The organism is Nocardioides sp. NPDC057772 (assembly GCF_042798075.1).
Taxonomy (GTDB): domain Bacteria; phylum Actinomycetota; class Actinomycetes; order Propionibacteriales; family Nocardioidaceae; genus Nocardioides.
On record NZ_JBHVKN010000024.1, the window covers coordinates 18934 to 42480 of the forward strand.

Sequence of the window (23547 nt, forward strand, 5' to 3'; positions counted from 1 at the left end):
CGCCCGCAGACGCGGCGTTTGCGGCTGCCGAAGGCCGCACCACCAGGTTAAGGTTCGGGTCGTCCTCACGCTGACCCAAGGAGTCTCCGGTGATCTACGTCCTGATCGTCCTGCTGCTGGCCGCGCTCGCGGTCGCGGCCTATCTGCTCTGGAGGAGCAGGCAGCAGCCGACGGCTCCGCAGGAGCCCGACGACTTCATCGGCGACCAGCACAAGCACGCCTCCGACCAGCTGCGCCAGGTGCGCAACGGCGACGTCATCGAATACCTCGGCCACAACTGGTTCGTCCGCGGGCGGATCGACTTCGACGAGCACGGCTACCGCTGGACCGAGCACATGCTCGACGACGCCGAGGGCAAGAAGTGGCTCTCGATCGAGGACGACGAGAGCTTCGAGGTCTCGCTGTGGCACTCGATCCCGCTCGGCGACATCGAGCAGGGCACCGTCGGTGACCGCGACGTCATCGTCGGCGGTGTCGCCTACCGGCTCCAGGAGAAGGGCTCGGCCGCCTTCACCGCCACCGGCGCGACCGGCACGGCACCGTCGGGCACGGCCGAGTACGCCGACTACAAGTCGGTCGACGGCAAGCTGCTCGGCTTCGAGAAGTGGGGCAACAACTGGGAGCCCTCCCTCGGCGAGGTGCTGCAGCCGTTCGAGCTGACCGTCTACCCGTCCTCTGACCGGCCCGCGACCCTGGGCGACGAGTGACACTCCTCGACGTCCCGTTCGCGGACGTTCGCGGAGACACCCTGCGCTGGAGCCTCGCACCGATCGCCTGCACTCCCCTGGCCTCTTGTTCGGTGCGTCTCGGGGACGGTCTGACCGTCACGCTCAGCGTCCTCGGCGCCAGCCACCAGGTCGTCGTACGCCGCGACGACCGCCCGATCCTGCACGAGACCGTCGCGTGCGGGATCGCCGAGGCCGGGCCCCTTCCCGCTGCGCACGCCGAGGGCGCCTACAGCCTCGGTTCGTACGTCGCCACGCTGGAGCCCGACGAGCTCGCCGAGCGGGCCTCGGAGCTCGTGGAGCGGTTGGAGGGGCGTACGGATGCCGTCGTCGCGCACTTCCCGGGCGACCCGCACGCCGTGACCGCGCTGGCTCTCGACGAGCTCGGCGAGCAGCAGATCTCCTGGAGCACCTGGCACACCTACCCGCAGACCGGCGAGATCGTCGCCACCGTCACCAGCTACCGGCCCGAGGAGGGCGCACGTGTCTGAATCGAACGGCCCGAACCGCAAGCTGATCGGATGGGCGATCGTCGCGGTGTGCGTCGTGCTCGCCATCATCATCGCCATCGTCGTGTCTGGCGACGGGAACAGCCCCGAGAAGTACCTGCGCAAGAACTTCGACCACGTCAGCGGCTCCGACCCCGACAGCGATGCCGGGATCGTCTTCGAGGACGACGGCTCCGTGTCCTCGGTCGCCAACCAGATCGCGAACGGCACCGACGCCGACGAGAACCGGGCCGAGGGCTCCAACCACTACCTGCGCTACGACGACGACTGGCTGGTGGTCGTGGAGCCGCGTACGCCCTCGGGATCCACGATCACCCTCTACGAGTACGACCGCGGCTACCGGCACCACAGCACCGTGATCGGCCTGTGGGGCTGGAACAGCTACTACGGCCGCAACAGCAGCGGCGGCAGCAGCGGCGATTCCTTCCGCGGCGGCGGCAGCGGATTCGGCAAGTGACCACCTCAGACCTGGAGATGAACCGATGACTGACCTTGTGAGCGGACTGCTGTCCACCGTCGCCTTCGCCGCCCTCGGGCTGGTCCTGCTGGTGATCGGCTTCTACGTGATCGACCTGCTCACCCCCGGCAAGCTGGGGCAGCTGATCTTCGTCGAGCACCGCCGCGACCCGGCGTTGCTGCTCGGCTCGTCCGTCGTGGCGATCGCCACGATCGTGGCGACCTCGATCTACACCGCGGAGGAGGACACGCTCGTCGGGCTGCTGGCCACCGCAGCGTACGGGCTCATCGGGATCGCCCTGCTCGCGATCGCCTTCGTGATCCTCGACCTGCTCACCCCGGGCCGGCTCGGTGAGCTGATGACCGACGAGAAGGACGACCCGGCGATCTGGGTCGCGGTCGCGGTGCAGCTGTCGGTCGGCGTGATCGTGGCGGCCTCGATCACGTGAGTCTGTCCCTCCCTTCGTTGCCTGCGCTGCCCGCGGGACGAGCGGCCAGGCTGCTCGTCCTCGCGGCAGTGTTCATCTGCGCGGCGTGCGGGCTCGTCTACGAGCTCGCGCTGGTGACGCTGGGGAGCTATCTGCTCGGCAACTCGATCGCGCAGACCTCGCTGGTGATCGCGGTGTCGATGTTCGCCATGGGCGTCGGCGCCGTGCTCGCCAAGCCGCTCACCGCGCGGCCGCTGCGGGCGTTCGTGGGCGTGGAGATCGCGCTCGCCGCGGTCGGTGGCGCCTCGGTGCCGGCGCTGTACGCGTCGTTCGCGTGGCTGCACCTCTACACCCCGATGATGCTGCTGGTGACGTTCCTGATCGGCGCGCTCGTGGGCGCCGAGATCCCGCTGCTGATGGAGCTGCTCCAACGGCTGCGGCGCCAGCAGGCCTCGCTCGCGGTCGCCGACATCAACGCGGTCGACTACGTGGGGGCGCTCATCGGTGGGCTGGCGTTTCCGTTCGTGCTGCTGCCGACGCTGGGGCTGTTGGTGGGCACCGTGGCCACCGCCGCCCTGAACGTGCTCGCCGCCTGGACGGTCGGGGTCGCGCTGGCCGGCTCCCGTCGGCACCGCGGGGTGGTCACCGCGGTCTGCGGCGCTCTCGCCGTCGCCCTCGGCGCGACCGCGGTGACGGCCGATGCCTTCGAGCTCAACGCCCGGCAGGCGCTCTACCGCGACCCGATCATCCACGCCGAGCGCTCGGACTACCAGGAGATCGTGGTGACCCGCGGCGCTCCGTTCGGGCCGGAGTTCGACGACGTACGCCTCTTTCTCGACGGCGACCTGCAGTTCTCCTCCCTGGACGAGTATCGCTATCACGAGATGCTCGTCCACCCGGCGATGAACGGGCCGCACCAGCGGGTGCTGATCCTCGGCGGCGGCGACGGGCTCGCTGCTCGGGAGGTGCTGCGCTACCGGTCGGTCTCGTCGGTGACCCTGGTCGATCTCGACCCGACTGTGGTGTCGCTCGCGCGCTCCTACGAGCCATTGAAGAAGCAGACGGAGGGATCCCTCGAGGACCCCCGGCTGACGTACGTCGCCGACGACGCGTTCTCCTGGGTCCGCGACTACTCGGGCGCGCCGTTCGACGTGGTCGTCGCCGACTTCCCCGACCCCGACTCGACCGCGCTGGCCAAGCTCTACTCGGTCGAGAACTACAGCATGATCGCGCGGCTCCTCGCCCCGTCCGGTCGGATGGTGGTGCAGTCGGGCAGCCCGTTCTTCGCACCGGACGCGTTCTGGTCGGTGCGGCACACGCTCGACGAGGCGGGCTATGCCACGACGCCCTATCAGGCCGATGTGCCATCCTTCGGCAACTGGGGCTACGTCCTCGCCTCCCGCGACGGGTCGGCCCCCGAGCTCGCTCTCGACGACGAGGCGCCGGGCGGGCTGCGCTACGCGAGCGACACCGTGCTCGCGGCGGCCTCGTCGTTCCCGCCGGACCGCGCCGAACGACCCACCTCGGTCACCACGCTGCTGGATCCGGCGATCCTGGACTACGCCCGGAAGGGCTGGGTGGGCTACTGATGTTCTTCCTTCTCCGACTGGTCCGACGCACCTCGCGGCACTACGCCTGGGCGCTCCCGCTGGCGATCATCTGCTTCGTCTTCGTCACCGGCTGGATCGCGATGGCGCTGGCCCAGCCGGGGAGCGACATCGTGCACCCCGCCAACTACTGGTGGTGGTTCCTGGTCACCGCGACCACCGTCGGCTACGGCGACTTCTTCCCCGAGACGACCGGCGGCCGGTTCGTCGGGGCGTACGTCGTCTTCGGCTCCATCACCACCCTCGCCATCTTGTTCAGCCGGATCTCGGCAATCATCGAGAACGCCAAAGGACGCCGCATGCGTGGAGAGATCTCTTTCAGCGGAACCAACCACATCGTGCTGCTCGGTTACACCCCCGGGCGCACCGAGCGGCTCCTGGGCGAGCTGCTCTCCGAGCCCGAACGGGAGGTCGTGCTCGCGACCTGGGAGGACCAGCTCTCCGAGCACCCCATGGCCGGCGAGGACCGCCTGCATTTCGTACGCGGCGACATCACCGACCTCGACGTTCTCGGTCGGACCGGGCTGTCGGGTGCGCACAGCGTGTTGATCGACGCACGCGACGACAACGAGGCGGTCACGCTGACCGTCGCGGCCCACACCGCGGCGCCGTCGGTGCACACCATCGTCGCGCTGCGGGACCTGCGGGTGCAGCGCACGATCTTCCGCATCGACACCACCTGCCACTGCGTGCAGTGGCACAACACCCAGCTGATCGCCGAGGAGCTCAGCGACCCCGGGATCGCGGAGGTCTACCAGGAGCTCGCCACCGCCGGCGGCAAGGGCACCTACTCACTCACCGTCCCAGCTGCCGCTGCGACCGCGACCGTCGAGGCATGGCAGGGCGCCCTCGGCCGCGGGCACGAGGCCACGCTCCTGGCCGTCCGGACGGTCGACGGCATCCAGGTCAGCCCCTCGTGGGATCTCCCCATCGGTCCCGGCGCCCGGCTCTTCTACATCGCCTCCGACCGGCTGGACTACGACGAGGTCGCCGGGGCGCTCGGCTGACGGGCGTAGGGATACCCGGTCAACCGGGTATCCCTGCACTTCTCAGGCATTGCAACACCTGAGAAGTGCAGGAAACACCTGAGAAGTCAGACGTTCGCCTCGCACGACGCTCAGATCGACCTGATCACGACTTCTTCGTCGCAGCCTTCTTGGTCGTCTTCTTGGCGGTGGACTTCTTCGTGGTCGACTTCTTCGCCGTGGACTTCTTGGCGGTCTTCTTCGTCGTCCGCTTGGCCGTCTTCTTCGCCGGACCCTTGGCACGCTTCTCGGCGAGCAGCTCGGCGGCGCGCTCGGCGGTCAGGGTCTCCAGGTCGTCGGCGGCCCGGAGGGTGGCGTTGTATTCACCGTCGGTGACGTAGGGACCGAAGCGGCCGTCCTTGACGATCATCGGCTGACCGGAGACCGGGTCGGGGCCGAGCTCCTTGAGCGGCGGCTTGGCGGCCGCCCGGCCGCGCTGCTTCGGCTGGGAGTAGATCTGCTCGGCCTCTTCGAGGGTGATGGTGAGCAGCTGGTCCTCGGAGCTCAGCGTGCGGGAGTCGGTGCCCTTCTTGAGGTAGGGGCCGTAGCGGCCGTTCTGGGCGGTGATCTCCTCGCCGTCGGCGGCAGTGCCGACGACGCGCGGCAGGGTCAGCAGCTTGACGGCGTCCTCGAGCGTGATGGTCTGCAGGCTCATGGACTTGAAGAGGCTGGCGGTGCGGGGCTTGGCGCCCTTCTTGGCGTCCTCCGGCAGCAGCTCGGTGACGTAGGGACCGAACCGGCCGCTCTTGGCGACGACGGTGAGCCCGGTGTCGGGGTGGACGCCGAGGTTGAGCTCCTCGCCGGCCGGGTTGGCGAAGAGCTCCTTGGCCTTCTCCAGGGTGAGCTCGTCGGGCGGCAGGTCGTCGGGGACGTTGGCACGGACCGCGAACGGGGTGCCGTCGTCGCCGGGGCCCTCGATGTAGGGGCCGTAGCGACCGACCCGGAGGTTGACCCCGGAGTCCGGGCCACCGACCGGGAAGGTCGCCAGCTCGCGGGCGTCGATGTCGCCGAGACCGTCGACCAGCGGCTTGAGGCCCTTGACCCGCTCGGAGCCGAAGTAGAACTCCCCGAGCTCGGTGGTCATGTCCTTGGCGCCCTTGGCGATCTCGTCGAGGATCTCCTCCATGCTCGCCGTGAACCGGTAGTCGATCTGCCGCGGGAAGTGCTCCTCCAACAGCCTGACCACGGAGAACGCGACCCAGGCGGGCACCAGAGCGGTGCCCTTCTTGAAGACGTACCCGCGGTTGATGATCGTCTGGATGATGCTCGCGTAGGTCGACGGGCGGCCGATCTCGCGCTCCTCCAGCTCACGGACCAGGGTCGCCTCGGTGTAGCGGGCCGGGGGCTTGGTCTCGTGACCGTCGGCGGTGATGCTGGCCGCGTTGACCGTGTCGCCCTCGGCGAGGTTCGGAAGCCGGGTCTGCTGGTCGTCGGAGGTCTGGTCGGCGGAGTCGGTGCCCTCGACGTACGCCTTCAGGAAGCCGTGGAACGTGATCACGCGACCGGTGGCCGAGAAGACCACGTCCTCGCCCGTGGTCGCGGTGGCGCCGAGGCGGATCGCGACCGAGTTGCCGACCGCGTCCTTCATCTGGGAAGCGACCGTGCGCATCCAGATCAGCTCGTAGAGGCGGAACTGGTCGCCGGTGAGACCGGTCTGCGCCGGGGTGCGGAAGCTGTCGCCCGCGGGGCGGATGGCCTCGTGTGCCTCCTGCGCGTTCTTCACCTTCGAGGCGTACGTCCGCGGAGAGTCGGGCAGGTATTCGGCACCGTAGAGCTCCCGGACCTGAGCACGGGCGGCGCTGATGGCGTCGCCGCTCAGGGTGGTGGAGTCGGTACGCATGTAGGTGATGAAGCCGTTCTCGTAGAGACGCTGCGCGACCGACATCGTGGTCGACGCGCTCATCCCGAGCTTGCGGCTCGCCTCCTGCTGCATCGTGGTGGTGCGGAAGGGGGCGTAGGGGCTGCGCTTATAGGGCTTGGACTCGACGCTGCGGACCTCGTAGGTCTGGTTGTCGAGAGCGGCCACGAGAGCCTCGGCACGGCTGCGGTCGAGGTGGACGACCTTGTCGCTCTTGAGCAGGCCGTCGGGGCCGAAGTCGGAGCCGCGGGCGACGCGGTTGCCGTCGATCGAGGTGATCTTCGCCGGGAACATCCGCGGGTCGTGGTCGGAGCCGGCGTCGAAGGTGCCGGCGAGATCCCAGTAGGAGGCGGTCTTGAAGGCGATCCGCTCGCGCTCGCGGTCGACGACGAGTCGGGTCGCCACGGACTGCACGCGCCCGGCGCTCAGCCGCGGCATGACCTTCTTCCAGAGCACCGGGGAGATCTCGTAGCCGTAGAGACGGTCGAGGATGCGGCGGGACTCCTGGGCCTCGACGAGGTCCATGTCGAGCTCACGAGGGTTCTCGGCGGCGGCCAGGATCGCGGGCTTGGTGATCTCGTGGAAGACCATCCGCTTGACCGGGATGTCCTTCTTCGGCTTCAGCTCGTCGAGAAGATGCCAGGCGATGGCCTCACCCTCGCGGTCCTCATCGGTGGCGAGGTAGAGCTCGTCGGCGTCCTTGAGGAGCGACTTGAGCTTGGAGATCTGCTTCTTCTTGTCGCTGGGGACGACGTAATAGGGGGTGAAGCCGTTGTCGACATCGACGCCGAACCGCCCCCACGGCTTGTCCTTGATCTTGGCGGGGGTGTCTGCCGCGCTCTGCGGAAGGTCGCGGATGTGCCCGACGGAAGCCTCGACGACATACCCCTGTCCGAGGTATCCGCCGATCTTCTGAGCCTTCGCCGGGGACTCGACGATCACCAACTTGTGTGCCACTGACGTCCTTATCTCACTGCAGCAGAGCCTGGCACCACTGACAAGCTCTGGCGAGACACGTTAGCGCGTGTCTCCAGCCGGGCATGGGTCCAGTCACCGCGGTTCATACGGCGCTGAGCTCTCGGACAACATGGCGTGTTGCCTTGGGCGCCGTGAAGACAATACCTAGCACGCCCTGGAGCGGGAGCGTGAAATCCGTGTCTCATCGTGGTCACCGCCGCAACGCCGCTGAACCGCCTGGAAACGGCCCGGCCGATTCTGTCGGTGGTCGTCCGTAGGGTGTCTTTCCGAGGACGGCGAGACCCAACCGATTCGAGAGGTCTCTGCTGATGATCGACACTGAATACATCGACTACACCACCGGTCTGACCACGCCCCCGGAGCACCTGGTGTGCTCCGAGTGCGCCCAGCTGCTCACCCGGACCAACATGATCCTGGAGCGACTGGAGGCCGAGCTGACCCGGCCCCGGTGGGCGGAGCCGGCGACGCCACCGCGCCCCGACCACGAGGTCGCGCTCGACTGGCTGGCCGCGCTGTGCGGTGGCCACGAGGCGGTCACCGCCCTGGACCCCGCTGCGCTGGTCGAGGACGGGCTGGACCTGCCGGTCGTGGAGGATGCGGCAGGACGTACGCAGCTGGAGGCGGTGGCCGCGCTGCTCGACGAGGTCGCGGCCGACTTCCCGGTGGCGGAGCTGGGCTTCGCGCTCCGGCGAGCGCTGCTGCGGCTGTGGGAGATCGACCCGCTGGTCGTCGACCGGCCCGCGCGCCCGGCCCAGGTGGCCGCGGGCATCGTCTGGACGGTCCTGGGGGCCAACGGGCTCGCCGGCCCGAGCGGCCTGGTCACCGCGACCGCGCTCAAGGAGCGGCTGGGCCTGACGAAGATGCCGACCGCCTACGGCAAGCAGCTGGCGGCGGCGCTCCGTGGCTTCTGGCCGTGGCAGACCCAACGACCGTGGGGCATGCGCGAGCTTCCCGACCTCGAGCCGCTCGGCTATCCCGACCTGCTCGTCTCAAGCGTACGCCGGCGCCTGATCAGGCTTCGGGACCAGGCGTACCTGATGCGGGACGGAGGAAGCCCTCGCTGACCAGCTCCTGGGCGATCGGCAGATAGCTGCTGCGCACGACCGCGGGGTCGCGGTCGAGGATCTGCGCGAGCGCATCGAGGATCTGGCCGACCGTCAGATCGCCGTCGCAGGCGCCCGCGAAGGCGGCCTCGACCGTGTCGGCCTGGCGGGCGCGGCGCAGGCCACGCTGCTGGCGGAGGATGACGGTGCTGGGGTCCTCTGCACCGGGCTGGCCGAGGGTCTCCTGCTGGACGTCCTCGGCGAGGACCAGCGTGGAGTCTTCGGTGACCTCGATACGGGCGGCGTCGCCCCAGGCCTTGAGCGCCGGGGCGATCGGCTGCTCGACGTCGTAGGGCCACTCGAGGAGCTCGCGCCTCGGGTTGGCGGTGTCCGTCCGATGCAGGTTGATCCAGCCGAACCCGACCCCCTCGATCTTCTGCTCCTCGAACCAGGACAGCCAGGTGTCGTAGCGGGTCAGGTAGTCGTCGGCGCCGTGGTGGCCGGAGTCCTTGAGCCAGAGCTCGACGTAGGCCGCGGGGTCGAGCACCTCACGCTGAACCACGAACGCGTCGACATCGTCGCCGAGCCACCCCTCGAGCCGGTCGTCCCACGGCTGGTCCTCGGAGATGATCCAGTTGCCCAGGATCTGACACCAGCCGTCCTCGGTGAGCATGCCGGGAGCGGCCCTGACGATGTCCTCGACCACCCGGTCGCCCGGGAGACCGGAGTCGCGGTAGACGAGGCGCTCGCCGGTCGCCGGGCTGATCACGAACGGCGGGTTGGTGGCGATCAGGTCGAAGCGCTCGCCGGCGACGGGCTCGAAGAACGACCCGTTGCGTACGTCGATCCGGTCGGCCACGTCGTTCAGCGCGGCGTTGAACGTGGTGATCCACAGGGCCCGCTGGTTGACGTCGGTCGCGACCACCCGGTCGCTGTGGGTGGCGAGGTGGAGCGCCTGGACACCACAGCCGGTGCCGAGGTCGAGCGCGGTGCCGACCTGGTCGCGGATGGTCAGCTGCGCGAGGGAGGTCGAGGCGGGACTGATCCCGAGCACGTGCTCCGGGCCGACCCGCTGCGGGCCGCCGTCGAGCCCCGGCGTGAGGTCGGAGACGACCCAGAGGGTGGTGTCATCGGTGGCGTACGGACGTACGTCGAGGCGGGCCGCGACCTCACCGACCGACTGCTCCAGGATGCCCTCGACGGCGAGCCGGTCGACGAGACCAGGGAGAGCCGCTTCGGCGTGGTCCAGAGGAACGGTCGTCTGCAGCAGGAAGAGCCGGATGAGGGTCTCCAGCGGCGAGCCGCCGTGGGTACGCCGCCTACCCGGCAACGTCTCGTTGCGGCTCAGCGCGCCGTGGGCGATCGGGCCGAGCAGCTCGGCGACGGAGTCGTAGGAGAAGTCGGCCTGCTGGAGGGCGTCACGGAGCCGGTGCGGGAGGTCACTCACACCTGGAGCCTAATGGCCTGACTGGGTCAGCCCGCTGCCGCGCCCTCGGCGCTGGCGTGGATGTCGAAGACCTTGGCGAGGCCGGTGATCCGGAAGATCTTGAGCAGCCGCTCCTGGGTGCAGACGAGGCGGAGCATGCCGTCGTGCTGGCGGACCTTCTTCAGGCCACCCACCAGGACGCCGAGGCCGGTCGAGTCGAGGAACTCCACGGCTTCGAGGTCGACGACGATGTCGTAGTGGCCTCGGGCGACGAGCTCGGTGATCTTGTCCCTCAGCTTCGGCGCGGTATAGACGTCGATCTCGCCGCCCACGGCCACAACGGTGGCCGAGTCGAGCTCGCGAGTCGCAAGCGTCAGATCCACTTCGAAGTTCTCCTGCCAAGGAACGTGAGACAACCGACTCCGGCATCGAGCATCCTCGCGTCCGATACCCGGAGTCGATCGTAATGTAACCACGCCTCACCAGGATGCGCGCAAGAAACTCGCAACGTCATGCCCACGATGCGGGGCCGCAGGCGTGACGTCCACCAGGATTCTGGGAGAATATGAAGGTGTTGACGACGGCGACCGGTGATTTGATACGCCGACTCGCTGACATCCCGGGCCGCGAGGACCGGCTCGCTCATCTCGAGCGAGTTCCGCCGCGGGAGGCCGTCTTCACCGACTGGCCGACGTGGGCGTCGCCGGAGGTGGTCGAGGCCTTCGTCGCCCGCGGGATCAAGCGTCCGTGGCAGCACCAGGCGGTGGCCGCCGAGGCCGCCCACGAGGGCAGCCATGTGATCGTCTCGACCGGCACGGCCTCCGGGAAGTCGCTGGCCTACCAGTTGCCCGCGCTGACCGCGATCCGAGACGGACGAGGTCCACGTGGTGAGCGCGGCGCGAGCGTGCTCTACCTCGCCCCCACCAAGGCGCTCGCCCAGGACCAGCTCACCGGACTGCGTGAGCTCGGCGTCGACGTACGGGCGGTGACGCACGACGGCGACAGCACCCGCGAGCAGCGGGAATGGGCGCGCGACTACGGCGAGTACATCCTGACCAACCCGGACATGCTGCACCGGTCGTTGCTTCCCGGACATCAGCGCTGGACGGCCTACTTCCGGTCGCTGCGCTACGTGGTCATCGACGAGTGCCACCACTACCGCGGCGTCTTCGGCGCACATGTCTCGCACGTGCTGCGCCGGCTGCGCCGCATCTGTGCGCTCTACGGCTCCTCCCCCACGTTCATCCTGGCTTCGGCGACGGTCGCCGAGCCGGCGACCGCCGGTGAGCGGCTCATCGGGCTCCCGGTGCTGCCGGTGACGGCCGACGCCTCACCACGCGGCGAGCTCTCGATCGCGCTGTGGCAGCCGCCGCTGACGACCCACGCCGGCGAGAACGGCGCTCCCGTACGCCGCGCCGCCTCCGCCGAGACCGCCGACCTCCTCGCCGACCTGGTCTCCTCGGACGTACGCACCCTGGCCTTCGTACGTTCCCGGGTCGGCGCCGAGCAGGTCGCCATGACCGCAGCCACCGAGCTGGCCGAGGTCGATCCCTCGCTGCCGGGACGGGTGACGTCCTACCGGGGCGGATATCTGCCCGAGGAGCGCCGGGCGATCGAGGCGTCGCTTCGGTCGGGCGAGTTGCTCGGGCTCGCGGCGACGAACGCCCTCGAGCTCGGCATCGACATCAGCGGCCTGGACGCGGTGGTGCTCGCCGGCTATCCCGGAAGGCGTTCGGCCTTCTGGCAGCAGATCGGCCGCGCCGGGCGCGGCGCCGGCGATGCGCTCGGCATCCTGGTCGCCCGCGACGACCCGCTGGACACCTACCTCGTCACCCATCCGGACGCGCTCCTCGGGCAGCCGGTCGAGGCCACCGTCTTCGACCCGGCGAACCCGTACGTCGTCGGCCCCCACCTCTGCGCCGCGGCGCAGGAGATCCCGCTCACCGAGCCGGACCTACCGCTCTTCGGGCCGGGCGCCCGGGAGATCCTCGACAGCCTGGTGGCTTCGGGGCTGCTGCGCAAGCGGCCTCGTGGTTGGTACTGGACCGACCGCCGACGGGCGGCGGATCTCGCCGACATCCGCTCCTCCGGCGGATCTCAGGTGCAGCTGATCGAGGCGGACACCGGTCGGGTCGTCGGCACCGTCGACGCAGCGAGCTCGCACGCGAGCGCGCACGCCGGCGCGGTCTACGTCCACCGGGGCGAGACCTATCTGGTGCATGAGCTCGACCTGGAGGAGAACGTCGCGGTCATCTCCCGTGACGACCCCGGCTACTCCACCTCCGCACGGGAGATCACCGAGATCTCGATCGTCACCGAGCGGGAGCAGGTCGCGTGGGGAGAGTGCCGGCTCGCGTACGGCGACGTGGACGTCACTCACCAGGTCGTCTCCTTCCTGCGCCGACGCCAGCCGAGCGGCGAGGTGCTCGGCGAGGAGCTCCTCGATCTGCCTGAACGTACGCTGCGCACCTCCGCGGTCTGGTGGACCGTGCCCGCCTCCGCTCTCGAGTACGCCGGCCTCGAGCAGGCGGACATTCCGGGCGCCGCGCACGCCGCCGAGCACTGCTCGATCGGACTTCTCCCGCTGATCGCGACCTGTGACCGCTGGGACATCGGCGGCGTCAGCACCGCGTCCCACCCGGACACCGGCATGCTCACCGTCTTCGTCTATGACGGCCATCCGGGCGGCGCCGGGTTCTCGGAGCGCGGTTTCCGAGCCGCCCGGGAGTGGCTCGGGGCGACTTTGGAGACCATCGAAGCCTGCGAGTGCGACGACGGCTGCCCCTCCTGCGTGCAGTCGCCCAAGTGCGGCAACCAGAACAACCCACTCGACAAGCAGGGTGCGATCGTGTTGTTGCGGCTCCTGCTGGAGAAATAGGCCTACCCTGGGGAAATGTTGATCTTGGGACTTGTGCTGATCGTCGTTGCAGCAGCTCTCATCGCTCTCGGTCTCTTCACCACCGGCAACGGTGACCTCGAGGATCCGACCGCCACTCTGCTCGGTCTTCCGGTCGGCGCGACCACGATCTTCGTGATCGGCCTCATCGCCGGCGTGCTCCTCCTCTTCGGCCTCTGGCTCATCAAGTGGGGCGGCAAGCTCCAGGCGAAGAACATGAAGGAGAAGCGCGAGATGCGGAAGCTCGCCAAGTCGCTGCAGGACGTCACGCCTGAGTCGAAGGACGAGAGCCAGGCCTGATCCGGCCTTCTACGGCGGAGCCCCGGTCGGTCCGGCCCTCGCCCGGGCCACCGGATCTCCTGGCTGACCGAGCCAGCGCGGCCCCTCGACCCGCACCATGACGGTGACGTCCTCACCCGCGACCTCGCACGACTCCAACGTGGCGCCGTTGCGATCGGCGATGGCCGCTGCCGCCACGCACGGGTCTTCGGAGACCTGAAGCGCATCGGCCGCAGCCAACGCCGCCAGGTCGGCTGCGGACTGCGCCGTGTGGTGGGCCACGAAGACCGCGCCCACCACACCCAGCGCCGCGCCGAGGAAGAGCAGCAGGCCGATCGCGCCGACCGTGAACGGCACCGCCGACCCGCGTTCGTCGTGCCCTGCTCGGATCACGCTCACCGCTCCCCCGATGTCGACTCGGTCGCGGCGACGGCCTCGCCACGCACGGTCACGCCCGGCATCCAGCGGAAGATCCCGCCGGGCCCGGTCACCCGGGCCTGCGCCGAGGCGACGACCTCCTCGGCGCCGGCGCTGACGCTGACCCGGGTGCCCGCGGGTCCGACCCGACGTCCGCGGGCCGCAGCGGAGCCGCTGTCGTCTCCTCGAGCGACTGCCCGCGCGGTCTCCCGGGCCGCGTCGACCACCTGGATCTGCGCCGCTCCCACCGACAGCAACCAGACCAGCCCGATGGTCACGGCCACCAGGAGCGGGATGACCATCACCAGCTCTGCAGTGGCGGCGCCCCGCTCGTTGCGCTGCCCACGGACCACGGCTCAGATCCCCAGGAGGCTGAGCACGTGCTGGAACAGCCGGTTGAGCAGGTCGTTGCCGAAACCACCGGTGAGCAGCTTGTAGAGCAGTCCGGCAAGCCCTGCGCCGGCCGCCGTGCCGACGGCGTATTCAGCCGTCGTGATCCCCTTCTCGTTCTTACGAAGATGTGCCTTGGCCATGGTTGGTCTCCTCTGATCGATGGCCGTCCGTACGGCCGTTCACGGACGACGATGACCTGCTCCACCGACATTCGCGACCGCCTTGTGGCCGGCTGTGGACAACCCGCTCCCGAACGCGCCCTGTGGATGGCAATCGGCCCGGTGATCAGGGAAAACAAGAGCGCCGAGACGCCACGTACGTCGGTCGAGCCGGCACTCGGATGCCAGCTCGGCCGACGCCGGTGACGCCTCGGCCGACGTGGGTGACGCCTCGGCGGTGGGGTCAGATGCCGAGGTTGGAGAGAAGCCCGCCGACGACCGGGACGACGCCCAGCAGCAGGAAGGCGGGGAGGAGACAGATGCCGAGCGGTACGGCAGCCTTGACGCCCACCGCGCGAGCACGGTCCTCGACCTCGGCGCGGGCGTTCCTGGTGAGGTCGTCGGCGAGCCGCTCGACAGTCGTGGCGACCGGGGCACCGGTGGCCTGAGCCCGGGCCAGCGCTCGGCCCAGCGGTGCCAGCGCGGGATCGTCCACCAGGGTGCGCCAGGTCTTCTCCGGGTCGGCTCCCAGGTGGAGCCGGGAGGCTGCCGGCAGCAGCCGGTCGGCTGCTGGTCCGGGCAGAGCGGCCGCGACCGCCACCAGTGCCTCCGCAGGCGCCGCACCGGAGGACAGCGCGGCGGAGAGGAGGCGAACCAGCGCGGGAAGGTCGGCTTTGGCCGCCTCGCGCTCGCGCCGGATCTGCGCGGGTTCGACCCGGCCGATGACGACCCAGCAGACGACGCCGGCGGGGGCGGCGAGCACGGCGCCCATGGTGCCACCGACGAAGGTGTAGAGGGCGCCGGCGGCGAGCAGCGCCAGCAACGGCCGCCAACGCATCATCCAGCCGCCGGGATCGCCCCGGTCCTCGAGAACCGCGACGCGTGCGGGAAGGGGCGAGGTCGGCGCCGGCAGCAACGCCGCCGCCAGCCCGAGCGCGACCGCCACGAGCCAGGTGCTCATCTCGCCTCGACCCCACGCGCGATGCCCTCGATCCACCACAGTCCGAGCCAGCCGAGGAGCAGTCCGAACCCGAGGCAGGCCAGGCCCACCGGCGACCCGAAGAGGAACGCCAACGGGTCGCCGCCGACCCCGCTGCCCATCGCCAGCGCGGCCACTGGCAGCCCCGCGATCAACCGGGCTGTGGAGCGGGCGGACCCGAGCTCACCGTCGACCACGCGCTGGGTGGCAGCGGCGGCCCGCAGGTCGAGCGCGACCCGGTCGAGCGCATCGGCGAGACCACTCCCGGTCTGATGGGCGATCTGCCAGGCCGCGGCGACCACACGGAGCGAACCCGCCCCCGGTACCTCGGCGACCTTCCGCCAGGCCGCGGGGACGTCGGAGCCCATCCGCTGCGCCTCCGCGACCGGCTCGATCACCGGCCACTCCATGGCGAGCTGCGACAGCGCCGGCCCCGGTGGATGCCCGGCGGCCAGCTCGGCGGCCATCTGCTCGCAGGCCTCGACCACGCGGTCAGCCGTACGTCCCGCCTCGATCCGTGCTCGGCGGCGCCGCCACAGTGCGACCCCGCCGAAGGTGGCGATCCCGAGCAGGACAGCCGCGACGACCGCCCTGCCCGGGAAGACGATGGGAATGAGGACGACCAGCACGAACGACCACCGCGGCAACCGCCACGCACGCGTCCGAGACCCGACCACAGCCCGTGGGCGGACCATCAGCGCCGCCGCGGCACCGGCCAGGCAGGCGATCAGACCGAGCACCATCCCGCTCACCGGTCACCACCCAGCAGCGCTTCCAGCCGACCCGAGGCCGGCCCGTCCACCACCTCGGCGTCGGCAGCCACCGAGCACGCGGTCTCCATCCGGACCAGCCCGTCGGCGCCGCGGCACGGGACCGCGATCTCGGTCACCACGCGGCGACCGTCACGGCGCCGCAGATGCAGGACCACGTCCACCCCGGAGGCGAACTGGCTGTGCGCCGCCTCTCGGCCGAGTCCGGCCGCGAGCGCCAACGCCTCGACCCGGGCCGGGACGTCGGCAGCGGAGTTGGCGTGGAGCGTGCCGCAGCCCCCTTCGTGGCCGGTGTTCAACGCGGCCAGCAGGTCGACGACCTCGGCACCGCGCACCTCTCCCACGACCAGCCGGTCCGGCCGCATCCTCAGGGCCTGACGGACCAGCGTGTGGAGCTCGACGGCGCCCGCGGCCTCGATGTTGGCGGGGCGTGCCTCGAGGCCGACCACGTGCGGATGGTCCGGGCGCAGCTCGGAGGCGTCCTCCACCAGCACCAGTCGCTCCTCGGGCGGCACCAGCGACAGCAGCGACGCCAGCAGGGTGGTCTTGCCGGTGCCGGTGCCTCCGGACACGAGGAAGGCGGCACGGGCGAGCACCAGCCGTCGCAGCAGATCCGCCACGAACGGCACCACCATCCCCGAGGCCTCGAGCTCGTCGAGCGTGAACGCTCGCGCCGACGGCACCCGCAGCGAGATGACCGTGCCGGGTCGTGCCAGCGGCGCGAGCACCGCGTGAAACCGGCTGCCGTCGCCCAGCCGGAGATCGACGTAGGGAGAGGCGTCGTCCAACCGGCGGCCCGCACCGGCCGCGAGCCGCTGCGCGAGCCGTCGGACCGCGTCGTCGTCGGGGAAGGCCACCGGCGCGGGCTCGAGGCCGGAGCCACGGTCGATGAAGACCTGGTCGGGCCCGTTGACGAGCACGTCGGTCACGCCGGGCAACCGCAGCAGTGGCTCCAGCGGCCCGGCCCCCACCACATCGCGGCGCAACATCTCGTAGACCCCGAGGACGGTCGCGTCACCGACGATCCGTCCCTCGGCGCGGAGCGCCTCCTGGACCCGGTGAGGGGTGAGCTCTCCCGGCGTACGCGCCAGGTGGTCGCGGACCAGGTCGACGACCTGGGGCGCGATGTCGACGGCCCCGACGGCCCCGATGACGCCGATCATGCCGCCATCACCCCGCTCCGAAGCCGGCAGCGCACCAGCACCTCCGCCGCCGCACGAGCCAGCGGCGCCCGCTTGGAGCGGATCGGCCCGAGCCCCAGGTCGATGGCCTCGGAGAGCCCGCGCTGGTCGGCCATGGAGGCGATGACCGGAAGGCCGAGCGCACGCCCGACCGCCTCCGGCTCGGCAGCGCGACCGCGGACGACGACCCGCACCCGGTCCCGTTCCGGAAGCCGGGAGATCAGCCGCGCGGCGGACGCGGTGCCGGTGACGTTGCCCCGCACCACCACCAGGACGACGTCGCATCCGCTCAGCAGCGCCCCCGTCCCCGGATCAGACTCGCGGGGCAGGTCGACCACGACCAGGTCGTGCCCACGCCGAGCAGCGGCGATCACCTCACGCACGACCTCCGGCCGAGGCGACGTCACCTCGCCGCTGGGCCAGCCCAGCAGTCCGAGCGACCCGACGTGTGGCACCGCCTCCCGCAGCGCCCGGGCTCCCAGCCGCCCGGCGGTCTGACCGAGATCGCCCCAGGTCACCCCGGGGATCTCGTCGAGGCCGAGCACCCGGCCCGCGCCGGGCCCGAGTCGGTCGGCGTCGATCAGCAGCGTCGGCCCACGGTCAGCTCCCAAGCTGGCCAGCGCGGCTGCGTACGTCGTCGCCCCGGCACCGCCCGACCCGGCCAGCACGCCGACGACCATGCCGTCGCCGCCCTCGCCGTCGCTGACGTCGGCGAGCAGCCCGGCGACGACGGCCTCGGCCGAGGGCAGCTCCAGCAGCGTCTCGGCGCCCACCTCCAGGGCGGCCCGGAGCAACGGCTCGCCGGTGGAGCACCACCCCACGACGTAGACGCCGTCTCTCCTGGGTGGGCGCAACGACGCCATCTCCACCAGGAGGTCCGCCCCCAGGAGGATCAGGGGTGGCCGCTGCCAACGGCGCAGGGCGCCGGCGGCGTCGGTGCACTCCTCGACGGTGACGCCTGAGGCAGCGGCCAGACGAGCCGCCTCAGCGGCCAGCAACGAGTCCGAGGTGATGACGAGAGGTTCGGAGGTCATGGCAGCAGGATCCGCCGAGGCAGGGACGATTCCACCCGCAAATCCGGCGCCTGTGGATAACCCCGTCCCGAACCCGCCCTGTGGAGAGTGATCGGCCCGCCCAACGGCCGTCTACGATGTGCGCATGACACGCATCGCTGCGTTCTTCGACCTCGACAAGACGATCATCGCGAGGTCCAGCACGCTGGCGTTCTCCAAGCACTTCCAGGCCGGCGGCCTGATCACCCGCGCGGCCATGATCCGCTCGGCCTACACGCAGTTCGTCTACGTCGTCGGCGGCGCCGACCATGACCAGATGGAGAAGATGCGCAAGTCGCTCTCCGAGATGGTCACCGGCTGGGACGTGGCCACCGTCAAGGAGATCGTCGCCGACACCCTCCACAACGTGGTCGACCCGCTCGTCTACGAGGAGGCCGTGCAGCTCATCGAGCAGCACCACGCCCAGGGCCACGACGTCATCATCGTCTCCGCCTCCGGCACCGAGCTGGTCGAGCCGATCGGCGCGATGCTCGGCGCCGACCACGTCGTCGCCACCCAGATGGAGATCGAGGACGGTCGCTACACCGGCGAGATCGCGCTCTACGCCTACCGCGAGGAGAAGGCCCGCGCGGTCCAGCAGCTGGCCGAGCGCTTCGGCTACGACCTCGAGCAGTCGTACGCCTACTCCGACTCGATCACCGACACCCCGATGCTGGAGGAGGTCGGTCACGCCTTCGCGGTCAATCCCGACAAGGACCTCCGCAAGGTCGCCAAGGAGCGCGGCTGGGACATCCTGGTCTTCAACAAGCCGGTCGCGCTGCGCAGCCGCGTGCTCACCCCGTCCACCCCGACGCTGGCCGCGCTGGCCGTCGGCGGCGCCGTGGCGATCGCGGGCGGCGTCATCTGGGCCGGCACGAAGCGCCGTCGTCTCGGCGCCTGACTCCACCCGAGATCCCGGGACGGTGCAGGCGCGCCATGATCCTCCTCATCCTGGAGAAATTCCAGCCTTGAATCTGCCTGGCAATCAGCGTAGAAACAGATGTGTAACAAGACGTACACGAGAGCCAGGCACCCACGCGGCGATCCACCCATCTGATGGGGTGCTGTAGCCGGGGAGAAATCCCGGCGCAGTGACCAGACCTTGCACGCTTGGTAACCAGAAGGCCTCGTGTCCGCGGTGGCATCCGGTGTTCACAACCCACCGGGTGCCACCATCGGTTTTCCGCCGCTACTCAGCCGCATCCAGGCGCAGCGGCGAGGCCTCCGCCCCGGCGGCGTACGCCTCGGCTGCATAGAGCAGCCACGAGTGCGCCCCCGCCTGGCCGCCCTCACGGAAACCCCGCAGGTTGGACTCGTAGGCGGCGCGCAGCGCCAGATGGCCGGCCTCCGGCACGACCAGCGACTTCTCGTCCACGCCGCGCGCGACCAGGATGAGCCGCTCTGCGGCACGCGCGACCAGCCCGTTGTGGGACGCAAACGGCGCAGAGGTCGCCAGATCGGCGTGCACGAACGCCGCCACGACGAGTGCCGGAGCCGACGTCGGCGACAGCAGCAGGTCGGAGAGACGCCGCAACCGCTCAGCTGCCGCCGAGGAGCGTGGCCGCCCCAGCTCCTCCGCCTGCAACGACGCTCCGGCCGCCAGCGCGTGGATCCGGGCGAACGCCTGCAGCGGCGCCTGCTTCACCACCGGCACCAGCGAGAGCAGCTCCGTCGAGAGCCGCACGGCGTCCTGCGCGATCGCGTCCCCGCCGGAGGTCCGCACCTCGCCCAGGGACGACGAGGACCCCTCCAGCACCGCCGACGCGTGCGCCCCGCGCAGCAGCGACTCGGCGGTCGTCTCCGGAGACGTACGCCGCAGTCCCCGGTCACGCAGCATCACGTCGATGCCGTCACGAGCTGCGGCGAAGCCCGAGGCCACGCCTTCGAGCGACACCAATCGGGCCAGCGGATCGTCCTTCACACGATGAAGCCTAAGCGGGGGTTACCCTGGCCACGATGACGGACCCAGCGAACCCCGACCCGGCACGCTCCTTCGGAAGCGTGGCGGACAGCTATGACCGCGGGCGCCCGTCCTACCCGGTCGATGCGGTGACGTGGCTGGTCGGCGAGGAACCGGTGAGCGTTCTCGAGCTCGGCGCCGGCACCGGCAAGCTCACCGAGGTGCTCGTCGGCCTGGGCCACGACGTCTTCGCGACCGACCCGGACGACGCGATGCTCGACATCCTCTCCGAGAAGCTCCCGGACGTTCGCGCCACCAGCGGCACCGCCGAGCAGATCCCGACCGGCGACAGCCTCTTCGACGTGGTCGTCGTCGGCCAGGCGTTCCACTGGTTCGACCACGCCAAGGCGCTGACGGAGATCGGGCGGGTGCTGCGTACGGACGGACGACTCGCCGTGATCCAGAACGAGCGCGACGAGCGGATCCCGTGGGTGCGCAAGCTCGGCAAGCTGATCGGCAAACCCGACAGCGCCTTCGACCCGACGACGATCCTCGACGACTCCGGACTGTTCTCCGCGGCCGAGGCCAAGACGTTCCGGCACTGGCAGCTCGTCGACCGCCACACGATCCAGGACCTGGTGCTGTCGCGCTCCAACGTCGCGGTCCTCCGGCCGGAGGCCCAGGACCAGAAGCGGCGCGAGGTGCTCGCGTTCTACGACGGCTACGGCCGCGGCATGGACGGCATGCAGCTGCCCTACAACTGCCGCGCCTGGCACGCGCAGGTGCTTCCGCACGCCCAGATGGTGTCGACAGGCTCGACCATCGGCGCGCACGAGGTCGTCGAGGTGGACGACACCGACCGGCCCACGGTGCCGCTGGCCAAGCGCACCGACACCGCCGTACGGCTCCCCCGGGTCGTCACCGACCCCGAGGACGGCGACGACGACCTGCTCATCGACTTCCGCTGAGCCCCACCCTTAGGACAGAGTGCGTGGACGCGTGGTGGCGGCGTCGCGCGCGGGGTCCATCAGGTCGAAGCTCTGGATGACCCAGAAGATCGCGAAGCACACCAGCAGCGAGACCTCGGTCGCCAGCAGCCAGAGGTGCCAGCCGATCAGGCCGAGCACGATGCCGGCGGCCAGCAGCACCACCATCGCCACGACCAGTGCCCAGTAGGTCTTGTCCAGCCGCGTACGCGCCTTGTCGGCCTCCTGCGCGATCTTCCGCACACCCCAGTCGGTGTTGAGCACGACCGCCAGCGCGAACGGCGTGAAGGTGAAGATGGCCGCGAGCCCGTGCGCCTTGGTCGCGAAGGTCTCCTGGTCGATGAGCAGCCAGCCGACGCCGACGACCCACGCGCCCGCGACCGAGACCAGACCGATCAGCCCCCAGCGCGAGGGCCAGGCCCCGGCGGCGGCGCGCTTGCGGAGCCCGAAGATCAGCACGACCACCCAGCCGATCGCCATCACCGCCAGGTAGCTCCAGGCGTTGTTGACGATGGCTGCCTTGTCGATCTGCTGCCCGACCTCCGGTGTCGGCACGAAGCCCACCATCGGCGCCGAGAGTCCGGCGAGGTTGAGCGCGGTGTCCTCCGCGTCGGTGTAGCCCCGCAGCACCACCAGGCACACCCCCAGCGCGCACAGCACGGCGGTGAAGACCGGGCCTGCCGGGGTGTAGTAGTAGGACGAGATGGAGGTCTGCCACTCCCCACTCACGATCGTCTCGGCACCCACCGAGACCGCCAGGCCGAGGAGCAGACAGCACAGAGCGAAACGGACATAGCGGTACGTCGTCACCTCGGTCGTCATGGTTCTCGAAGGTAGCGGGATCCGGCCACCCGCGGGCCCCTATCTCCCAGCGCGTCCGAGACCCGCGCCAACCGTTCACCGAACAATCTCAGTGAACGCGTAGCGTGACGCACGCCACATCGGATAGCGTAAATCGATGCCGGATCCCCAACGGTTTCGATAAATCCTCCGTCCCTCCCTACGATGCGCGCGTGAAGATGACGAACAAGTGAAATCACGCGTCCCGAGCCGACGACGCCTTGGGATGTTCATCCCGAGGCGTTAGCGTCCATCCGGGTGCCGAAGGCACCCACGTTGCCCTGAACTCGTTCACACGGGCCCGCTGGCTGACGCTCGATCAGCGACGATCACCTGCAAAGCCGCATATCTCTGCCGTAGCCCCACCAACTCCAACGCTCGGGCGATGCTGCCCTGCGGACTAGTGAGGTCGACATGTCTAACGTGGCATACCTCGAGGACGGCCCGTCCGTCCTCTCCCTGTACGAAGGTTTCTTCGCCGGCGGCGCCCGGATCCTGCATACCGCCGTCGTCCGTGCGCTCGATGCCACCACGCCTCAGCGGCACAGCGTGCTGAGCCTCAGCGACCGCGTCCAACGCGAGTTCACCGCCCAGCGGATCTCCTCGGACAACTCCTACCGACGTCTGACCTCGGCCGGTGTGCCGGTCCGGGCGTTGAGGCGTACGCCGACGGGACCGATCACCGCGAGCCAGCTCAAGCGGGTGGCGCAGTCGGTGGCGAAGGCCGACGTGGTGCTCTCCCTCAAGGAGCAGCCGCTCACGGTGCTCGGCAAGGTCGGCACCTCGGGCACGCCGTTGATCACGTGCCTGCACCGCTCCGACCCGGAGCACCAGGGCGCCGGCGTACAGGAGCTCATCGACCTCGACCGCGCCGGGCTGCTGACCGCAGCGGTGTGCTGCGCGGAGTCGACCCAGCGGGCCTACCACGAGGCGACCGGGATCCCGCTGGAGCGGCTGCCGGTCTTCCCGAACGGGGTGGACCTCCACAAGTTCCGCACCGACGCTGACCTGCGCGCGAGCAAGCGTGCCGAGCTCGGGGTGAGGGGTGAGGAGCCGGTCGTGATGATCGCGGCCCGCTTCGACGAGATGAAGAACATCCCGCTCTTCGTCCGCGCCGCGCGACGGTTCGTCCAGGAGCATCCCGACGCCCACCTCGTCATGTGCGGCGCGGGGATGACCGCGGACAACCCGGCCTTCGCGCAGCTCGTCACCGAGGAGCTCGGCGCGTGGGCGGCCCTGGAGACCAACCTGCACGCCCTCGGGATCCAGAGCCACATGGCACCGCTCTACAACGCCGCCGACCTGATCACGCTCACCTCGGCGTTCGGCGAGGCCGCCCCGCTGTGCCTGCTCGAGGGGATGGCCTGCGGCGCCGTACCGGTGACCACGCCCGTCGGCGACGCTCCGGCGATGGTCGGCGACCCCCGCCTGGTCGCGTCCTTCGACCCGACCGAGATGGCCGAGACCTGGAAGGTCGCCTTCGCCCAGCGCGAGGAGCACTTCGAGCGCATCTTCCGCAACCGGCAGCGCCTCTCCGAGCAGCGGCTCTTCGATGCGTACGCCCGGCTCATCACGGAGTCGGCAGACTCGGCCCTGATTCCGGTCGCGGTCTGAAGGGACCGCTGGTCGAGCCCGCAGGGG

The 23547-nt window shown here is 70.1% G+C and carries 24 protein-coding genes; 12 read left to right on the forward strand and 12 right to left on the reverse strand.

All coding sequences use genetic code 11. The features are described from left to right. The first annotated feature begins 89 nt into the window (after nucleotides 1-89). From ACFVJS_RS06915 to ACFVJS_RS06940, 6 genes are read left to right on the forward strand one after another with little or no spacing between them, the layout of a single operon-like run. Complete coding sequence (locus ACFVJS_RS06915) at nucleotides 90-707, forward strand: DUF4178 domain-containing protein (RefSeq protein WP_378878189.1); 618 nt, start codon at nucleotides 90-92, stop codon at nucleotides 705-707. Next, nucleotides 704-1216: a DUF2617 family protein gene (locus tag ACFVJS_RS06920; RefSeq protein ID WP_378878190.1), complete on the forward strand. Its 513-nt coding sequence runs from the start codon at nucleotides 704-706 to the stop codon at nucleotides 1214-1216. Before ACFVJS_RS06915 ends, ACFVJS_RS06920 begins: the two co-directional genes overlap by 4 nt. Then, nucleotides 1209-1691 carry a DUF4247 domain-containing protein gene (locus ACFVJS_RS06925; protein WP_378878191.1) on the forward strand — a complete coding sequence of 161 codons (483 nt, stop codon included), beginning with the start codon at nucleotides 1209-1211 and terminating at the stop codon, nucleotides 1689-1691. Before ACFVJS_RS06920 ends, ACFVJS_RS06925 begins: the two co-directional genes overlap by 8 nt. A gap of 25 nt (nucleotides 1692-1716) precedes the next feature. Further along, nucleotides 1717-2139: a DUF350 domain-containing protein gene (locus ACFVJS_RS06930; RefSeq protein WP_378878192.1), complete on the forward strand. Its 423-nt coding sequence runs from the start codon at nucleotides 1717-1719 to the stop codon at nucleotides 2137-2139. Next, nucleotides 2136-3707: a polyamine aminopropyltransferase gene (locus ACFVJS_RS06935; protein ID WP_378878193.1), complete on the forward strand. Its 1572-nt coding sequence runs from the start codon at nucleotides 2136-2138 to the stop codon at nucleotides 3705-3707. The genes ACFVJS_RS06930 and ACFVJS_RS06935 overlap by 4 nt, the downstream gene beginning before the upstream one ends. Continuing rightward, complete coding sequence (locus ACFVJS_RS06940; RefSeq protein WP_378878194.1) at nucleotides 3707-4732, forward strand: ion channel; 1026 nt, start codon at nucleotides 3707-3709, stop codon at nucleotides 4730-4732. The genes ACFVJS_RS06935 and ACFVJS_RS06940 overlap by 1 nt, the downstream gene beginning before the upstream one ends. Before the next feature lie 124 nt (nucleotides 4733-4856). Here ACFVJS_RS06940 and topA read toward each other — a convergent pair whose 3' ends face one another. Beyond that, a complete protein-coding gene (topA, locus tag ACFVJS_RS06945) occupies nucleotides 4857-7565 on the reverse strand; it encodes a type I DNA topoisomerase (RefSeq protein ID WP_378878195.1) in 2709 nt (902 codons plus the stop codon). A 329-nt stretch (nucleotides 7566-7894) separates the two neighbouring features. Here topA and ACFVJS_RS06950 point away from each other — a divergent pair, with 329 nt between their 5' ends. After that, nucleotides 7895-8650, forward strand: coding sequence for a hypothetical protein (locus ACFVJS_RS06950; protein WP_378878196.1), 756 nt, complete (start codon nucleotides 7895-7897; stop codon nucleotides 8648-8650). Here the strand turns inward: ACFVJS_RS06950 and ACFVJS_RS06955 are convergent. Further along, complete coding sequence (locus ACFVJS_RS06955) at nucleotides 8598-10076, reverse strand: methyltransferase (protein WP_378878197.1); 1479 nt, start codon at nucleotides 10074-10076, stop codon at nucleotides 8598-8600. The genes ACFVJS_RS06950 and ACFVJS_RS06955 overlap by 53 nt on opposite strands. A gap of 26 nt (nucleotides 10077-10102) precedes the next feature. Then, the gene (locus tag ACFVJS_RS06960) at nucleotides 10103-10438 is read right to left on the reverse strand and encodes an anti-sigma factor antagonist (RefSeq protein ID WP_165109518.1); all 336 of its coding nucleotides are present in this window, start codon (nucleotides 10436-10438) and stop codon (nucleotides 10103-10105) included. Nucleotides 10439-10620: 182 nt separating this feature from the next. On the opposite strand from ACFVJS_RS06960, the gene ACFVJS_RS06965 reads away from it, so the two are divergent. Further along, on the forward strand, nucleotides 10621-12933 hold the full coding sequence (locus tag ACFVJS_RS06965; protein ID WP_378878198.1) for a DEAD/DEAH box helicase: 2313 nt from the start codon (nucleotides 10621-10623) through the stop codon (nucleotides 12931-12933). A 15-nt stretch (nucleotides 12934-12948) separates the two neighbouring features. Further along, the gene (locus tag ACFVJS_RS06970) at nucleotides 12949-13251 is read left to right on the forward strand and encodes a hypothetical protein (RefSeq protein WP_378878199.1); all 303 of its coding nucleotides are present in this window, start codon (nucleotides 12949-12951) and stop codon (nucleotides 13249-13251) included. 9 nt (nucleotides 13252-13260) lie between these two features. Here the strand turns inward: ACFVJS_RS06970 and ACFVJS_RS06975 are convergent, their stop codons facing one another. The 7 genes from ACFVJS_RS06975 to ssd all read right to left on the reverse strand — a co-directional run bounded on the left by ACFVJS_RS06975 (nucleotide 13261) and on the right by ssd (nucleotide 18162). Continuing rightward, nucleotides 13261-13623: an Rv3654c family TadE-like protein gene (locus ACFVJS_RS06975; protein WP_378878200.1), complete on the reverse strand. Its 363-nt coding sequence runs from the start codon at nucleotides 13621-13623 to the stop codon at nucleotides 13261-13263. Between the two features lie 2 nt (nucleotides 13624-13625). Beyond that, on the reverse strand, nucleotides 13626-14000 hold the full coding sequence (locus tag ACFVJS_RS06980) for a TadE family type IV pilus minor pilin (RefSeq protein WP_378878201.1): 375 nt from the start codon (nucleotides 13998-14000) through the stop codon (nucleotides 13626-13628). Nucleotides 14001-14003: 3 nt separating this feature from the next. Continuing rightward, nucleotides 14004-14180, reverse strand: a complete 177-nt coding sequence (locus tag ACFVJS_RS06985) for a DUF4244 domain-containing protein (RefSeq protein WP_141801821.1) — start codon at nucleotides 14178-14180, stop codon at nucleotides 14004-14006. A gap of 262 nt (nucleotides 14181-14442) precedes the next feature. Next, on the reverse strand, nucleotides 14443-15159 hold the full coding sequence (locus ACFVJS_RS06990) for a type II secretion system F family protein (RefSeq protein ID WP_378878202.1): 717 nt from the start codon (nucleotides 15157-15159) through the stop codon (nucleotides 14443-14445). Beyond that, the gene (locus tag ACFVJS_RS06995) at nucleotides 15156-15920 is read right to left on the reverse strand and encodes a type II secretion system F family protein (RefSeq protein WP_378878210.1); all 765 of its coding nucleotides are present in this window, start codon (nucleotides 15918-15920) and stop codon (nucleotides 15156-15158) included. The genes ACFVJS_RS06990 and ACFVJS_RS06995 overlap by 4 nt, the downstream gene beginning before the upstream one ends. A gap of 5 nt (nucleotides 15921-15925) precedes the next feature. After that, nucleotides 15926-17110, reverse strand: coding sequence for a TadA family conjugal transfer-associated ATPase (locus ACFVJS_RS07000; RefSeq protein WP_378878203.1), 1185 nt, complete (start codon nucleotides 17108-17110; stop codon nucleotides 15926-15928). Further along, nucleotides 17107-18162, reverse strand: coding sequence for a septum site-determining protein Ssd (gene ssd / locus ACFVJS_RS07005; RefSeq protein WP_378878204.1), 1056 nt, complete (start codon nucleotides 18160-18162; stop codon nucleotides 17107-17109). The genes ACFVJS_RS07000 and ssd overlap by 4 nt, the downstream gene beginning before the upstream one ends. Before the next feature lie 124 nt (nucleotides 18163-18286). On the opposite strand from ssd, the gene ACFVJS_RS07010 reads away from it, so the two are divergent. After that, nucleotides 18287-19081 carry an HAD family hydrolase gene (locus ACFVJS_RS07010; RefSeq protein ID WP_378878205.1) on the forward strand — a complete coding sequence of 265 codons (795 nt, stop codon included), beginning with the start codon at nucleotides 18287-18289 and terminating at the stop codon, nucleotides 19079-19081. A gap of 288 nt (nucleotides 19082-19369) precedes the next feature. On the opposite strand, the gene ACFVJS_RS07015 is transcribed toward ACFVJS_RS07010, so the two are convergent. Next, nucleotides 19370-20101, reverse strand: coding sequence for an oxidoreductase (locus ACFVJS_RS07015; protein ID WP_378878206.1), 732 nt, complete (start codon nucleotides 20099-20101; stop codon nucleotides 19370-19372). Nucleotides 20102-20136: 35 nt separating this feature from the next. Between ACFVJS_RS07015 and ACFVJS_RS07020 the strand changes: the two genes are divergently transcribed. Further along, nucleotides 20137-21048, forward strand: a complete 912-nt coding sequence (locus ACFVJS_RS07020; protein WP_378878207.1) for a class I SAM-dependent methyltransferase — start codon at nucleotides 20137-20139, stop codon at nucleotides 21046-21048. 9 nt (nucleotides 21049-21057) lie between these two features. Here the strand turns inward: ACFVJS_RS07020 and ACFVJS_RS07025 are convergent, their stop codons facing one another. Next, the gene (locus tag ACFVJS_RS07025) at nucleotides 21058-21888 is read right to left on the reverse strand and encodes a hypothetical protein (RefSeq protein ID WP_378878208.1); all 831 of its coding nucleotides are present in this window, start codon (nucleotides 21886-21888) and stop codon (nucleotides 21058-21060) included. Nucleotides 21889-22320: 432 nt separating this feature from the next. Here ACFVJS_RS07025 and ACFVJS_RS07030 point away from each other — a divergent pair, with 432 nt between their 5' ends. After that, nucleotides 22321-23520 carry a glycosyltransferase gene (locus ACFVJS_RS07030; RefSeq protein WP_378878209.1) on the forward strand — a complete coding sequence of 400 codons (1200 nt, stop codon included), beginning with the start codon at nucleotides 22321-22323 and terminating at the stop codon, nucleotides 23518-23520. The last annotated feature ends 27 nt before the right edge of the window (nucleotides 23521-23547 follow it).